Source organism: Enhygromyxa salina, assembly GCF_002994615.1.
GTDB lineage: Bacteria > Myxococcota_A > Polyangia > Nannocystales > Nannocystaceae > Plesiocystis > Plesiocystis salina_A.
Genome location: NZ_PVNK01000118.1, coordinates 25,782 through 40,963 on the forward strand (window position 1 = coordinate 25,782; position 15,182 = coordinate 40,963).

Sequence of the window (15,182 nt, forward strand, 5' to 3'; positions counted from 1 at the left end):
TGCGGGTGAGCCCGATCGGGTCGAACACTGCTCGGAAAATCACCATGTCTCGCATCACGTCACTCCCTTTCATCTCGCTGCTTGGACTCGTCGCGCTCGCCTGCACGACGCAGACCGAGCTCCCGGCCGACACCGGGGTCGCGACGATCAGCACCACCGCCACCACCGACACCACCGCCGAAGACAGCTCGACCACCGACACCGACGCCGAAGACAGCTCGAGCGACGACGCGGGCGCCCCCTGCAGCGGCGACGAAGACTGCCCGTCAGGTCAGGTCTGCCTCCCGGGCTCGGGTGAGTGCGGGCCCGCGGACAGCTGCCTCATTGACGACGACTGCCCCGACGGCCAGACCTGCGAGGACGGCGTGTGCGCGATCGGTGGCGACTGTGGCGGCTTCGAGTTCTCGATCGAGGCGGTGCCGCCCAACCTGCTGATCATGCTCGACCGCAGCGGGAGCATGAGCGGCAACGTGCCCGACACCAACCTCAACCGCTGGGAGGTCGCCAAGCTCGCGATCGAGCAGGTCACCACGGGCTTCGACGACAAGATCCGCTTTGGCCTCGCGACCTACTCGGCCTGCGTCGGCAACGGCTGCTCGGCCGGGACCGTCGTGGTCCCGCTCGCCGATCAAAACGCCGCCGCGATCAACGGCTTTTTGGCCACGACCGTCGGCGAGGGCTCGAACGACGGCCAGAACGTCAACAACGACGGCCTGATCGAGTATCTGTGCGACTCGGGCGACCCCGAGACCAGCACCGGGAAGTCGCTCCAGGCTCAGGTCGGCAACCCGACCCTGCAGGACCTCGAGCGCGACAACGCGATCTTGTTGATCACAGACGGGTCCGAGAGCGGCGATTGCGTCGACAACGAGATCGACGGGCCGGTCGCGGCCGCCAACTTGTTTGGCCAGGCGACCCCGGTCAAGGTGTTCGCCGTCGGCTTCGGCGGGGCCAACCTCAGCGAGGTCAACGACATCGCCGAGGCCGGCGGGACCGAGATGGGCTACCTCGCGGACCAGGCCGACGAGCTCGACATGGCCCTCGACCAGATCGCCAACGCCGTCGCGACCTGTACCTTCGAGCTCGACCAGGTCCCGCCCGACCCCAACGAGATCTACGTGTTCTTCGACAAGGACCCCGCGGGCGTGCCCAACGATCCCAACGAGGGCTGGACCTACGACCCGATGACCAACACGGTGACCTTCCACGGCCCGGCCTGTGACGCGATCAAGGGCGGGGTCGTGGTCGACATCGACATCGTCTACGGCTGCAACATGCCACCGATCGGCTGAGCGGGTCGACCTGCCCGGCCAGGCCAGGCCTCGGAGCCAGTTCGGCCAGGCCTCGGAGCCAGTTCGGCCAGGCCTCGGAGCCAGTTCGGCCAGTTCGGCCAGTTCGGCCAGTTCGGCCAGTTCGGCCATGACCGAGCTGCCCTTGTTCGGGCGCGGGCCCTCGCGGGCGACCGCTCGAGCTGATTCGCGCCGATTTGTCGTGGACAGTCACGGCCGGGCCCCGACTTCAAGGGTGAGCAGGGCCCGCGCACGCACACTCGCGCGGGCAGAGCCCCCATGTCTGTACGCCGCACCGTTCCCATCCTTCCTTGCGCCTTCGTCCCGATCCTCGTGGCGGGCGCGTGCACCTCGGACCCGAGCGACGAGAGCTTCGAGCGGGCCGGTAACCTCGTCGAGAATTTCGACCTGCCCGTCGAGGAGCCCTACTTCATCGTGACCCGCATCGACCCGACGGACTGCGTCCTGCCCGGGTGCGGCGGGTGGTTCGTCAAGTGGGTCGGTGCCGAGCAGACCCGCTGCGCCGACAACAGCTGGGAGCCCGAGTGCCACATGCTCACCCTCGACCTCTCGGCCCTCGAGCTCAGCGCGCCGGCCGAGGCCGCGCTCCGCGAGCGAATCACGAGCCAGAAGGTGTTGGTCAAAGGCGAGCTCATCGAGGTCATGACCAAGAACGAATTCGTCGCCGACACCTTGGTCGTCAGCGAGATCCTGGGCCCGACCCAAGCCCAGATCGGCCCCGCGGGCGGCCACCTCGAGGTCGTCGACGGCCCGATCGCGGGGCTCGTCGTCGAGGTGCCGCCGGGCGCCGTCGACGAGCCGACGGGGTTTTCGATCCAGGCCCGCGACACCCTCGTCCTCGACGAGGTCGACGCCGCCGTCGGCCTCGCCGCCGAGCTCAGCCCCCACGACCTCAGCTTTGATAAACCGGTCACCGTGACCATGCCCTTGACCGGGCCGATCGAGGCCGACAACCCGGTGATGATGTTCAAGCAGGGCCAAGACGGGGCTCAGATCGCGCTGCCCGAAGATCCCATGGATCAGCTCAACGGCGAGATCCGCGTGCGCGTCGGCCAGTTCTCGATCTTTCAGCCCTTTCAGCGCGACATCGATCAGATGGTCGCCGACGCCGAGTCGATGGCGAGCTGCGAGAACCTCTCCGAGCTCGAGGCCTTCGGCGACCCGTGGGCCGAGCACCTGTACTTTTACGAGGGCATGTCGGCGAGCGGGACCGTGTTCGGTGTCCAGGCCCTCGGGGGCGTCGACGCGGTCTACGACCTCTTTCACAGCCAGATCGGCGCCTATTGGTATGTCGGCCTGGGTCTGTACACGACCGTGCTCGGCGGCGCCGGCACCTACTACGCGGGCTGGGGCTACGGCGAGCGCGACTCGATCCAAGACGCCTGGACCGGCAACGTCGTCGGGGCCTCGGGCGACATCGACATCCTCAGCGCGTTCTCGGGCTTCTTGGGCCTCAGCGTCGGCGCCGCGGCGTTCACCTCGTGCGCGGACCTGAGCCACCTCCCCCATATCCCCAACAACCGCTTTTGCTACCTCGAAGAGATCCAGACCCCGTGGGACGACGCGGTGTTCGGCGCCGGGGGGACGGTCGGCCTCGGCATCAACTTCGTGCCGGAGTTTGGCGCCGGCATCAGCAACATCGGGGTCAGCGACGGCTGGTGGACCAGCTGGCAGCTGTACAACTCGTTGCTGTCGGGGGTCTTGAGCTTCGGCGGGGTCCCCCATGACCTCGTCGAGGTCTCCGTCGAGGCCCCAGCGCTCAGCGACACCGCGACCTACCTCCAGATCAACTCGCCCGACGAAAGCGAGCTCGGCCGCGGACGCGAGATGGCCCGGGCGATCTTGTTGACGGCCGCGACGCCCGACATGCGCAGGCCCGCGGCCGAGCTTGCGATCTTGCGGGGCTTGGCCCGCGACGAGGGCCAGACCGTCGGCCAGTACTGCGCGCCGCCCGACTCGCGCTGCATCTCGGGCCAGCTCGAGTACTGGAGCTCCAACAATTGCATCTCGGGCCCGGCGAGCGGCGTCGCCGAGCTGAGCCGCGTGCTCGACGGCGGCGGCGAGGAGCTCATCGGCGAGATCGAGATCGGCGAAGACGGGAGCTTTTGCGCCGACATGAGCGACGACGAGTGGTACCGCATTGTCCAGCGCGATCAGGACGGCAGCGACTGCTGGCCAGGCTACCTCGTCGAGTGCAACTATTGGATCGGCCCCGGCACAGGCGACAGCGGCGGGGTCTGCTCGCTCGACACCTGCGAGGACCTCGGAACCATCGCCTTCGACTGCGGGTCTTGAGGGTCGAGCATGGCCACGCGCGTCGCCTACTTCACCGCCGGGACCGTCGGCGCCGGACACCTCGTCCGCGGCGAGGCGATTCGCCGCGGGCTGGCCCGCGCGGGCTTCACCGGCGAGGTCCGCAGCTTCGGGCCGGCGACCGGTTTCGACGGGTGGCTGTCGGGCGACCACCTCAGCGTCGAGGTCCGCGACGACCCGATGCTCGCCGATCCGGACCTCGCCCCGCGCTCGGCCCTCGGCCGGGCGCTGCTCGACTGGCAGCCCGACCTGGTCATCGTCGATATGTTCTGGGCCCCGGTCCGTCACCTGCTCGCCCGGCTCGGCTGCCCGGCGTGGCTGCTGGTCCGGGCCTGCCCGCCGGTGTGGCTGACTGGCGCCGGCGCGGTCCGCTTCGACCCGGGGGCCTGGGACCGGATCGTTGCGATCGAGCCGATCGGCGCCGAGGTCTTGACCCACGCCATCGACCCAATTGTGATCGCCAACCCCAACGAGTGCGCCGGGCCGGGCCGTCTGCGCGAGCTGCTCGGGGCCCCAGATGATCGGCCCCTGGTCGTCGTCAGTCACGCTGGCAAGCCAGCCGAGCGCGGCGAGCTCGAGGCCCGGGCCCAGGCGCGAGCGCCTGCTGGAGCGACGGTCGTGCGCCTCGACCCCGACGGCCCCGGCCGCGGTCTGTTTCCAGCCGCGCGGACCCTCGGCGGGGCCGACCTCGTCGTCAGCGGCGTCGGCTACAACTCGTTTTGGGAGGCCCACTGGCTCGGCTGGCACGAGCGGACCGAGTTTTGCCCCTTCGCGCGCAGCATCGATCGCCAGGGGCTTCGCCTCGCCCGCTTTCGCGGCCACCGAGCGCGAGCCAACGGGGCCGACACCCTCGCCCAGTGGGTGCTAGCGAGCTGAGCGGCCGCTGCTTGCAGGATGCTGGCCTCGGCCACAACAAGCGAAAGACGAGGGCACGACGGCGCAAAGTTTACGGCAGCTCAGCCCGTCGCTCCCTGCTCAACTCGGGCCATTATTGCTGAAGACGCCACGACAGAAGCCCCAATTAATCGAGAGCTCGTTCACGTCAACACTGACACATCGGCCCATCATGCCAGCCTCCGCCACGGGAGCCCTTGCCGGAACGAAGGGAAGCGTCGCCCCATCGCCCCCCGCCCCCGCTTTCACGGTGCATGAAATCCGCACGATCAGCGAACAGTCGGATCGCTACCACGGCTGGCCAACGCTCACCCGCCGCCGCAGCGGTGAATTGCTGGTGGTGTGTTCCGGCGGACGTCAGAGCCACGCCGGCCCCTTCGGCCGGGTCGAATTGATTCGTTCGTACGACGACGGGGCGACCTGGACCTGGCCCCGGACGATCCTGGACAGCCCGATTGACGACCGCGACGCCGGAATCACAGAGACCGCGCAGGGGACGCTGCTGGCCACGACCTTCACGTCGGTCGCCTTCGAGCTTTACTATCACCGCGCGATAGCGGCTGCTGCAACCGACAACCCGACGATGCCGAAGGCTCAACTCGCGCGGTGGCAGGCGGTCTGGCGGCGACTTCCCGAGGGGCAGCACGCCAACCTTCTGGGGTGCTGGATGCTGCGCTCGGAAGACGGCGGTCTAAACTGGTCGCCGGCCCAGCGCGTGCCCGCAAACAGCCCACACGGGCCGGTCAACCTGAGTGATGGTCGCCTGCTGTACGCCGGCGTGGGGTTGTGGACCGACGAGCGCATCGTTGGAGTCTGGACCTCAGCAGACGACGGTCGCTCGTGGGATCTGCAGGCACGGCTGCCAGTTCGGCCCGGCGATGTTTCGGCCGAATACCATGAGCCCCACGCTGTTGAAGCCAGCGACGGCCGCTGGGTTGTGCAGATCCGAAACCACAATTCGGCCAACGAGAGAGAGACGCTGCAGACACAATCCACCGACGGCGGCCGAACCTGGACAACACCCCGCCCGATCGGTGTCTGGGGTCTGCCCTCACATCTGCTTCGCCTGTCAGACGGACGCTTGCTGATGACCTATGGCCACCGTCAAAAGCCCCTCGGCAACCAGGCCCGACTGAGCGAAGATCACGGCGCGACGTGGTCCGCTCCCATGATCATTCAGGGCGACGCGGCGTCGGAGGATCTGGGTTATCCGTCGACCGCAGAGCTCTCGCCCGGTCGCTTCGTCACCGTGTGGTACGAGAAGCTGCCTGACAACCCTTTGGCTCAGCTGAGGATGGCCAGCTGGGAGCTTGTCGTATGTTGATCAGGTGCCCTGAGTGACCTTGAGCATGCCGCAGCGCAGGCGCACTCGCGTCGCGCGATCAGTCGGCGCAGCCCAAGCGAAACACCGCGGTGTTGCGCTCGTCGTGAATCAGGACGCCAGCTTCGGTCGCTACGATCTCGACGGACCCCGCGATCGTGTCGTCGCCGAGCTCGAACTCGAGCCAGGGCTGCTCGACGGAGCCCTCACCCCTGTGGTGGAACAGGCGCAGAGGCGCGCCAGCCAGGGCCCAGGCCCGACCGTGGCCGTCGTCGGCGATCCCGAGGATCGGCTCGGGCACGCTCTCGAGCGGGACCCAGGCCAGCTCGTCTGCGTCCCAGCGCCGAATGTCCTCGACGAGGTAGGGATCGTCCAGGCCCTCGAGCCAGGCGCGACGCGCCAGGATCTCGCCGCCGACACGCACGAGCGCCGCCGACTCGAGCTCCTCGTGCAGGGGCGCGCCGAGCTCGGTCCAGGTCGCGCCGTCCCAGGCGAGGACCTCGTCGTCGACGGTGATCACAACCAGCGAGCTCGCGTCGCCGGTCAGCCCGATGATCGATCCGCGGCCCTGTTGGGCGCCGAGGAGCTCGGACCACTGCGCGCCGTCAAAGCGCCAGACCCGGCCCGTGCCTGCGCTGGTCCCGATCACGAACACGCGATCGCTGGCGCTGCCCCACAGCTGGCCGAGGCTCTCGAGCCCCGGTTGCTGCGGCCAGGCCTCGGTCGCCCCGCCCTCGAGGCGCTGGAGCTCGTGGCCGCCGTCGCCGTCGAGCGCGACGCTGAGCCAGCCCGAGTCGACCCCCTCGGGCCAAAAGCCCTTGATGACTCCGGCGCCGGGGCCCTCGTAGAGCTCGACCACCGTGACCCACGCGCCCTGCCCCTCGTCGAAGCGGCGCAGGGTCTGGGGCGTGCGCTCGAACACCGCGTCGAGGTCGTGGGCGGCGGCTGGCCAGGGGAAGATCGAGGTGAACTCGAGCACGGGCTCGAGCGCGATCGGTGGCACGGGCACGAAGGTGTGGATGCTGGGAGACAGACCGAGGGTGTAGATTCGATCGGGGCCGCCAGCGACGGCGCGGATCTGGCCTCCGGTCTCGCCGAGCTCGTGGATCGTGGCGTCGAAGATCTTCGTGGGTGGTGAGCTGCCATCCCAGCGGAACATCGCCGGGTCCGAGACGCCCACCTGCGCGTAGACGGCGTCGTCGTCGGGCAGCAGGCGCCGGGCCGCGCCCTCGAGCATGACCTCGGTCCAGGCGCCCTGAGCCGAGCGGTGTACGAGCCGGGTCGTGACCATGTTCTTCGCTGCCCACAGGCCCCCCTGGGCATCGACCGCGATCTGCTCGCCGTCGAAGCTCGGATCGGGGTGTTGCTCGACCTCCCAGGCGCCGTCGACGAAGTGGGCAAACCACCCATCCTCGGCGCTGAGCCACAGCTCGCCGTCGGCCAGCGGCCAAAAGTCGAGGCCGTAGTCGAGCGCGGGGCCCTCGAGCGGGTCCCAGCCTCCGTCGACCCAACGCCACAGCTGCGGCGCGCAGCAGCCCGAGCTGCCCATCAGGTAGACCTCGCCGTCGTCGGCGACGCGGATGAGGTCGATGGTCACTCCGTCGAGCTCTCCGTCGATCGTGGACTCGAGCACGGCCCCGTCCCAGTACATCGCGTTGTTGTTGTTGGACAGCCAGACCTCATCGAGGCTGCGCGCGGCGACGCCCATGGAGCTGGCGAGCTTGTCGAAGCCCAGGTCCTCGTGCCAGACCAGGCGGGCGCCGTCGTAGGTCAAGAGCGCGCCGTCGCCGTAGGCCACGAAGTGATCGCCCTCGGACCACAAATCTTGGAGGCTGGGCAAGTGCGTGCGCGCGAGCGTCCACTCGCCCACGATCTCCATGCAGGCCTCGCCGGTCTCGGTCGAGGACTCGGTCGAGCCCGTGCCCGTGTCTGTCGCCGTGGCCGTGCTCGTGCCGCCCGAGGAGGTCGTGCCCGGGCCCTCGTCGCCCGGCAGCGGTCCGCCGCAGCCCAGGACCAGGCCGAGGAGGCTGGCCGAGACGACGAGCGGTTGCCGGGGGCGGCGGGCGGCGGAGGCGTTGAAGACCATCCACGCATGATAGCTGGTCGAACTCTAAAGCTCGTAGGTCTGAAAGGCTCGGCGCGCACCGATCGACGAAGTTGCCCCTGCCGCGTCCACATGGTCACCACCTGACCGCGGGGCGGCCCGCAGAATATTCGCCGCGGGCGCGCTGCTGATCACCGCGGCGTTCACGACCGCAGGCCCCGACCGCAGCCGCCCCTACCACCAAAGCTGCTCGTCACCATCGAGCACACCATCACCATCGCGATCGATGCCCAAGCGCTCCCCCGACCCCAAGGGCACGCAGGTATAGGTGACCTCCGCGCCAAAGGCCAACCCCCGCACCTGAGCCTCGCTGAGGCTCGGCAGCGCCGAGAAGCTCGAGGTGTACCCCCCACCCTCATACAAGAGCCCCAGCTCAAACGGCCCCAGCCGCGTCTTGGCGATCAGCTCGCACTCCCCCGCGTCAGCCCGCCCACGCAGCAGATCAATCCGCGCATCGACCTCTGCCCAGGCCTGCAGCTTGCCAAAATCCTGCTTGCGAAGGGTGACCTGCTGGCCGACGACCGGCGCGAGGTTGCTGTCGAACGCGAGCAAGAAGCTGGCAACCTCGACCATCGTCTCGAAGTCATGGAAGCCCTCCGGCGCAAAGGAGAAGCCATTGAAGACCCGAAACAGCTGATCCTTCGAGCCATCGTGGGCATAGCCGAAACCGCGGACCTGATCCCCCTGATGGCTCGCGTCGTAAAAGGGCTGGCCCGGCGTGTTGAAAAATGGGTCCCCGCCGGCCATCCCAAACGCACCCACCCGCGTATAAAAATTACGCATATGGGGGATCTTGAGGGTCTGCCCGAGCTCGGCGTACACGACCTGCCCGTCACTGCCAAAGAAGCCCGGCCGCGCGACGCCATACTCGGCGTTGGCCTGGGGGTCGATGCGGTGGCAGCTCTCACACGTAAAAAAGTTGAGGTCGCCGGTGACGACTGACAGGTTGTTGAAGAAGAAGTCCCGCCCGGCCTGCTGCTGGGCCGTCAGCGAGTTGTCGAGGTTGCGGATCGGGTTGGGCGGATAGGTGAGCTGCAGCGCAAAGTCCGTGAAGGCCTGCATCTGCTCGTCGCTGAGCATCTCGTCACGCCCGACCAGGCCCGGAAACGCGATGTTGAACACCTTGAACGCAGCGTCCTCGTTGAACGCGCCCGTGTCAGGCTGAGCGCTCGGCTCCTCACCCATGCCGTTGCGGTCGCCGCGCCAGTGCATTGGCCCGTGATTGTCGAGGCCGCGCAGGCTCTGGGTCAGCATCGGCCCCTTCATCGGGTGATAGTCGATGTCCCCGATGCCGAAGTCGGTCCGGACGTTGTCGGCCACGGGCGTGACGTCGCCGTCGGGGTCGCCCAAGTCCCAGGCCAGCTCGTCCTTGTCGCCGAAGATATGGCACGAGGCGCACGACTGATCGCCGTGGCTCGAGGTCATGGCCGCGTCGTAGAGAAAGCGGCGCCCGGCGACGAGCTCGGCCGGCTCGGACGAGTGCATGGTCAGGTGGTCGATCTCCTCGAGGGCGTCGGTGTCGATGATCGAGACGCCGTTGTCGAAGCGGGTCAGGACGTAGAGCCGGTCGTTGGCCTCGTCGAGGACCACGCCCGTGGGGCCGCCGCCGGTCACGGGGATCTGGTCGAAGGCGTCGGGGTAGAAGCTGTCGTCCTCGAGCTCGGCGGTGTAGTAGATCGCGACCTTGTCGTTGCCGAGCACGGCGGTGTAGAGCACGGCGCCGTCGTCGGTGATCGCCATGCCGAGGGGCTGAGACACGCTCAGCACGCTCTCGTCGTTGGGTACCGGGGCGCAGCAGTCGTCGTAGTCGATGTGCTTGTTGAGCACCCGCGGGTGGGCGCCCTGCTCGTCGAGGACGGTGATGCGGTTGTCGACGATGTGGCCGCGGACGGTGGTGTCGGCGAAGATGCCCGGGCCCTCGAAGCGGACGTGGTTTCGGGCCTCGGTGTTGGTGACGTAGACCTTCCCGCTGACCGGGTTGACGATCATGTTGAACAGCGTGGTGCCGACGCTGGTGAACACGCCGCCGGGGACCAGCTCCGGGGTCGGCGCGTTGGCGTCGATCACAAACACGTCCTCGTCGGGGAGGTTGAATTTGACCAAGTCGTCCCAGGCCCGACCGAGCTCGTCGACCCAGTGGGCGCCGTCGAAGCGGACGATTAGGCCGTTGTCGGGCTCGCCGATACCAGCGTGATTGATGTTGGGGCCGGGGAGACCGCCCGCGTCCTCGCCGCCGTCGGATATCAGGCCCGGCGCGATGACGGTGGTCTGATTGCCCGAGTTGAAGGCCGCGGCGTAGACCCGCGAGCCGTCGGCGTCGACGGCGAGGGCCCGCGGCGTGTCACTAAAGAGGTTGACGATGCTCGGCGGCGCGCTGGGCTGGGCAGCATCAAACACCCACACGTCGGCCCGACCGACGCTCGGCGTGGTCAGCTGGGGATCGAAGGGGGCATTTTGCCCGCGGTGGGCTGCGGTGATGAAGGCCCGCTTCCCGCCCGGCCCGGCAAACACGATGTCCCGGGGCTCGTCGCCGACCTGCAAGGTACGCTTGACCCGAGCGTGAGGACCAACGGCGACCACGCTGACACTGTCTGACAGGTGATTGACCACCCAGACCTCGTGGTTGTTGCGTGCAGCGACGGCGACGGGTTCGAGGCCGACAGGCACCGAGTTCTCGTGCTCGAGGCCATCTTCGGTGATCGCGTAGATCTCGAGGCGACTGTCAGGGGTGTTGACGACGAACAGCCGGTGGCCATTGGGCGAGATCGCGAGGGGGCGGACCTGGCCGCTCTCGAACGCAGTGAACGGCTGTGACGCTCTTACCTCATCGGGTACCGCAAGAAGCGCGATTACGGACATCAGCGGGAACACGAGATTGCGGAGGGCCATGCCGTCATGATTGATCAAAATGACAATAAATTTCCAGAACAATCTGTGTGTTTTTTGTATCTGCAATCACAGTCTCCCAGGACCTGGGGGCCGAGCGCAGCGAGGTTGTCGGGGCGCAGCCCCGAGTCAGGAGACGTTAAAGATACGCGTAACAGATACCCATATTAGCGAGGTGCGAGATCGCGCGTCATTCGAGGGCAAGCAGAGCCATCTTGACGCGCCGCGCATGCTCGGCCTCGGGGTCTTTTACGCGTAAGCCCATATCAACCGAGCGCCGGGCGAGATCGCACGCTTCGGCGAGACTGGCGAGACACCGTGCGCGCTCGACTTCCAGCACGCGCAGACGATCGAGGCCATCGAGCAGCCGCTCGCGCTCTTGCGAATCGGCACCGCGTGCCGCACAGGTCGCGAGCGCCCGCACCAACCGCCCCTCGTCGAGCTCGGCGAGGCTATCGTCGAGCTCCCGAATCGCACGCACCCGCGCCTCTACCTGCCCGATCAGCGGCTCGAGGGTCGAGACCGCGAGCTCGATCTCGGCCGCCTCGCCCGCGTTCTCGCCCCGATGATCGACCATGCGCTGAACCAACAACGCGAGCCGCGAGACCAGCTCGTGGACGTCCTTGGCTGGCTTGGCCTGAACGATCGTCGCGAGTCGTGCGACCAGAGGATCCGACGCCGGCAGCGCCGCAGGCCCCCTGCGCAAGCACAGCAATGATCGCCCCCAACGCAAGAAGCGGCGCTGGTTGGTCTTGCGAAAGCCCATCATCATGAGAACGCCGAGCACGACGAGCCCGAGCATCACCGCCGCCGCCGCGAGTGGGTGGACCAGCACCCCCAGACCGAGCGCAATCGCGCCACCAACTCCACCGCTAATCCCTAGACCGAGCCGCTGCGCGCGGGTCAAGCCCGCGGGGCCCCGCGCCGAGTCGGTCCCGTCGAGGGGCTTGATCTCCACCGGCACACCGCGGGCGGCGAAGCGCTGCTGCAGCGCTTCGGCGGTGCCGAGGTCGAGGTCGTTGAACAGGGTCACGGGCAACCGCAACATCCGCTCCTGCTCGGCCTTGGAGTACATCCGCGCGTCGCCGATCACGAAGTTCAGGGCCGGGACCTCGCCCTCGGCGAGCTCCGTGCACAGCTCGCGAAGGTTGGCCACGAACGCGCCGTCTTCCTTGGCCTTGCGCAGGACCAGCTTGCGTCGCTGCTCGGGCGGGACCTCCGACCCGGCGTGCTCGAACTGGACAGCGAGCTTGCCACAGCCGAGGCACAGGCGCTGGCCCACGGGCATCGAAGCGCCGCAGCTTTGACAACCCATTTGAGCGAGCGCGTGGCTCGGCAAGCTCGCGTCGCCGCTCAAGACATCGGCGACCAGGCCCGCGGTCTCCGGCCGCGCGCCAGGGTTGACCGCCAGCAGCTGGGTCACGAGCTCGTCGAGCGCGGGCGAGAGCCCCGGGCGCAGCGACGAAGGCTTCGGGGCGGGCTGGTCAGGAGCGCGCAGGAGCGCGTGCGTATCGCCAAAGGGCAGCTCGCCCGTCAGCGCGCGGAACATGAGCACACCGAGGGCGTAGAGATCGGCCCGACCGTCGACCGCGGTCCGCGTGAGCATCTCGGGCGCGGTGTAGGGCGAGCTCTCGAGCACCAGGCTCGCCGCGGTCCGCGTCGAGAGGATGTCGGTCCGAACCAGGCCGACGTCGACGAGCCACGCCCGCCCCGAGGGGTCGCTGACGATCTTGTTCGGGGAGAGGTCCCGAATGACGACGCCCTGCGCGTGGAGCCCGGCCAAGAGTCGGCACAGCGGGGCGAGCTTCTCGGCGACCTCGTCGGGGCTGGCGGGGGCGCGGGCGTCGAGCCAGCGCTCGAGCGACTCGCCCTCGACCTGCACCCGCAGGCGCCACGGCGACGCGTCGGGCTCGGGCTCGAGCTCGGGCTCGTCACCCTCGACCGGACCCCAGGCCAGGAGCTCGGCGACGCCCTCGGGCGCGAGCTCGGCCAGGTGGGCGATGTCTCGACGGTAGCGCCTGCGGACCGACGCATCAGACGCGAGCTCCGGGGCGAGCTGCGCCAGCCGGGCGGCGCGTCCGTCCGCGAGCTCGAGCTCCCAACGCAGCTCATTGTTGCGCCGAGTCGGGCCCGCGCAGACCCGGGCGTTGGTCAGGAGCGGGTCGACGCGGAGCCGAGGGGAGAGCGTGGTTGTCATAGCGCCTGAACCTCTTCGAGCGCCTCGACCCGCGCGCGGAGATCGTCGAGGCTCTCGTCGGTCTCGACCGGCCCCCGCCCCGAGCGCGCGCGGATCCGCAGGGTCTCGAGCGAGCCCGAGAGCTCGGCCATGCGCCCGGCGAGGTGGTCGCGCTGGTGGAGCAGCTCGCGGGTCTCGGGCGCGCCGTCGTTGAGGTCGCGGCTGCGCAAGTCTGCGTCGATCCGGGCCAGGCTCGCCGTCGTCGCGCTCGCGAGCGTGACCGCCCCGGCCAGCTCCTCGTCGACCTGGTCCGGACCGAGCTGCTTGCGAAGATCCAGGCTCTGGCGCACGACAGCCCGCAGCGCGTGGCGGTGCCGTGCCTCCGGCAGCGCGGGGGCGATCTGCTCGACACGATCGAAGGCGGTCCGCAGCCCCGGGCTGAGGACGTCGGGGGCTGCACCCACGCTGCGCGTGACGGCCTTCGCCGAGTGGATCGACATCCCGATCATGGCCGCGAGCGCGCCGACGCCAAGGATCACCGGGGCGGCGACGCCAGTCTGCCAGATCCCCCCCATCGAGGTCAGGGCGATCAACCCGACGCGACCGACGAGCTTGCCCGCCTTGGACCGGACCATCGGGTGCTTGAGGCTCGAGCCCGCGTGAGCCTCGGACGCGAAGCCGAGCGCGGCGAGCGAGGTCACGATCGCCTGCGCGCTGCGTTCGGCGACCGACGACACGAACACGACCGGCAAGCGCGGGATCTTTGACTCGAGCGCCTTGGCTGCGGCCAGGCCGATCTGCGGGTTGCTCGCGAGCCACTCGCGCAGACGATCCCGCATGGCGCTGTCGAGCTTGTCGCCGACCTCGCCCGGACCCGTGATGATGACGCAGTGCTCGCCTCGCTCGACCGTGACCGCGCTCAGGCCACAGTTGAGACACATCGCAAGGTGCTCGAGCAGCGCGTGGCCACAGCCCGCGCAGCGCGAGCCCGCGACCGAGGGGACGAGCGCGAGGGCCTGAGGGTTCGGGTCCAAGGCGGCCCGCGCGAGGGTTGCGAGGCGCTCGGCGACGACCCCGGCCGAGGGCGGACGATCGGCCGGGCTCTTGGCCATCAACGCCTCGACGAGGCTGCGCAGCTCCGGCGAGATCGCGTCTGCCAGGGTCGGCACGGGGTCGTCGCGGTGGCGAGCGAGGGTCCCGAAGGGCGTCGCCGCCGAGTAGGGGACCTCGCCGGTCAGCATCTCGTAGAGCATGCAGCCGAGCGCGTAGAGATCGGCGCGCGCGTCGACGGCGATCGGGTCGAGGGACTCGGGCGCCATGTAGTCGGGCGTGCCGAGGATCGTCAGCGCGTCGGCGTCGATACCCGAGAGCGAGCTCGCCCGGGCCATGCCGAAGTCGGCGATCTTGAGCACGCCCGGGCCCGTGTCGAGCTCGGCGACGAGGACGTTGGCGGGCTTGAGGTCGCGGTGAACGATGCCGTGCCCGTGGGCGTAGGCGAGCCCGGCGGCGAGCTGACGGCCGAACTCGATCACCCGCGACTCGGGCAGCGGGGCCTCGCGGGCGATGACCACGTCGAGGCCCACACCGTCGACGAGCTCCATGCGCACGAAGGCCCGGCGCTCGCCCGCCTCGCCCTCGCCCTGCGCCGGGCCGTCGACGCGCACGAGGTTGGGGTGGTCGAGCCCGCGCAGCAGCGCGGCCTCTTGGGCGAAGCGGGTCACGGCGACCTCGTCACCGTCGCGTGAGGCGTGGAGGAACTTGCCCGCGAAGCGCTGGCCCTCGCTGTCGAACACCTCGTGCACGCTCGCGACCGCGCCCCGCCCCAGGAGTCGGCCGATGCGGTAGGGCTGGGATGGATCGCTCACGGGGCGGCGGAGAACTCGGGCCTGCGCGGGTCATTCCCCGGCCCGCCCAGCTCACTGGGGTTGATCACGGCGTGGTCGAGGCCCGCCGGGGAGTCGTAGGAATTGTAGCCGATCACGATGACCGAGAGCAGCGCCGAGGCGTCGACGGTGTGAACGCGATCGGAGGTGGAGATCCGCGCGATCTCCCACTCCCCACCGTCACCGACCGGGGCGAAGGCCTTGTCCGCCACGGGGTCGACGTCGACGGTGACGTTGACGGTCGCGCCCACAGGTCGGGTCAGCGCGAAGGGAAGGACCAAGCTGCGTGGTCTCT

Annotated in this window: 9 protein-coding genes; 4 read left to right on the forward strand and 5 right to left on the reverse strand. The window is 68.9% G+C overall.

Annotated features, from left to right (window positions below):
* Positions 1-44: 44 nt before the first annotated feature.
* From ENSA5_RS11545 to ENSA5_RS11560, 4 genes are all read left to right on the forward strand, one after another.
* Positions 45-1,292, forward strand: a complete 1,248-nt coding sequence (locus tag ENSA5_RS11545) for a VWA domain-containing protein (RefSeq protein WP_106391699.1) — start codon at positions 45-47, stop codon at positions 1,290-1,292.
* A 276-nt stretch (positions 1,293-1,568) separates the two neighbouring features.
* Positions 1,569-3,605 carry a DUF6748 domain-containing protein gene (locus ENSA5_RS11550; protein WP_106391700.1) on the forward strand — a complete coding sequence of 679 codons (2,037 nt, stop codon included), beginning with the start codon at positions 1,569-1,571 and terminating at the stop codon, positions 3,603-3,605.
* A gap of 9 nt (positions 3,606-3,614) precedes the next feature.
* The gene (locus tag ENSA5_RS11555) at positions 3,615-4,499 is read left to right on the forward strand and encodes a hypothetical protein (RefSeq protein ID WP_106391701.1); all 885 of its coding nucleotides are present in this window, start codon (positions 3,615-3,617) and stop codon (positions 4,497-4,499) included.
* Between the two features lie 268 nt (positions 4,500-4,767).
* Complete coding sequence (locus ENSA5_RS11560) at positions 4,768-5,841, forward strand: sialidase family protein (protein WP_219906771.1); 1,074 nt, start codon at positions 4,768-4,770, stop codon at positions 5,839-5,841.
* A gap of 58 nt (positions 5,842-5,899) precedes the next feature.
* Here ENSA5_RS11560 and ENSA5_RS11565 read toward each other — a convergent pair whose 3' ends face one another.
* From ENSA5_RS11565 to ENSA5_RS11585, 5 genes are all read right to left on the reverse strand, one after another.
* The gene (locus ENSA5_RS11565) at positions 5,900-7,924 is read right to left on the reverse strand and encodes a hypothetical protein (protein WP_106391703.1); all 2,025 of its coding nucleotides are present in this window, start codon (positions 7,922-7,924) and stop codon (positions 5,900-5,902) included.
* Between the two features lie 192 nt (positions 7,925-8,116).
* Positions 8,117-10,831: a YncE family protein gene (locus ENSA5_RS11570; RefSeq protein ID WP_219906772.1), complete on the reverse strand. Its 2,715-nt coding sequence runs from the start codon at positions 10,829-10,831 to the stop codon at positions 8,117-8,119.
* Between the two features lie 187 nt (positions 10,832-11,018).
* Positions 11,019-13,025: a serine/threonine protein kinase gene (locus tag ENSA5_RS11575; RefSeq protein ID WP_106391704.1), complete on the reverse strand. Its 2,007-nt coding sequence runs from the start codon at positions 13,023-13,025 to the stop codon at positions 11,019-11,021.
* On the reverse strand, positions 13,022-14,869 hold the full coding sequence (locus ENSA5_RS11580; protein ID WP_106391705.1) for a serine/threonine-protein kinase: 1,848 nt from the start codon (positions 14,867-14,869) through the stop codon (positions 13,022-13,024). The genes ENSA5_RS11575 and ENSA5_RS11580 overlap by 4 nt, the downstream gene beginning before the upstream one ends.
* Complete coding sequence (locus tag ENSA5_RS11585; protein WP_146155584.1) at positions 14,866-15,168, reverse strand: hypothetical protein; 303 nt, start codon at positions 15,166-15,168, stop codon at positions 14,866-14,868. Before ENSA5_RS11585 ends, ENSA5_RS11580 begins: the two co-directional genes overlap by 4 nt.
* Positions 15,169-15,182 lie beyond the last annotated feature (14 nt).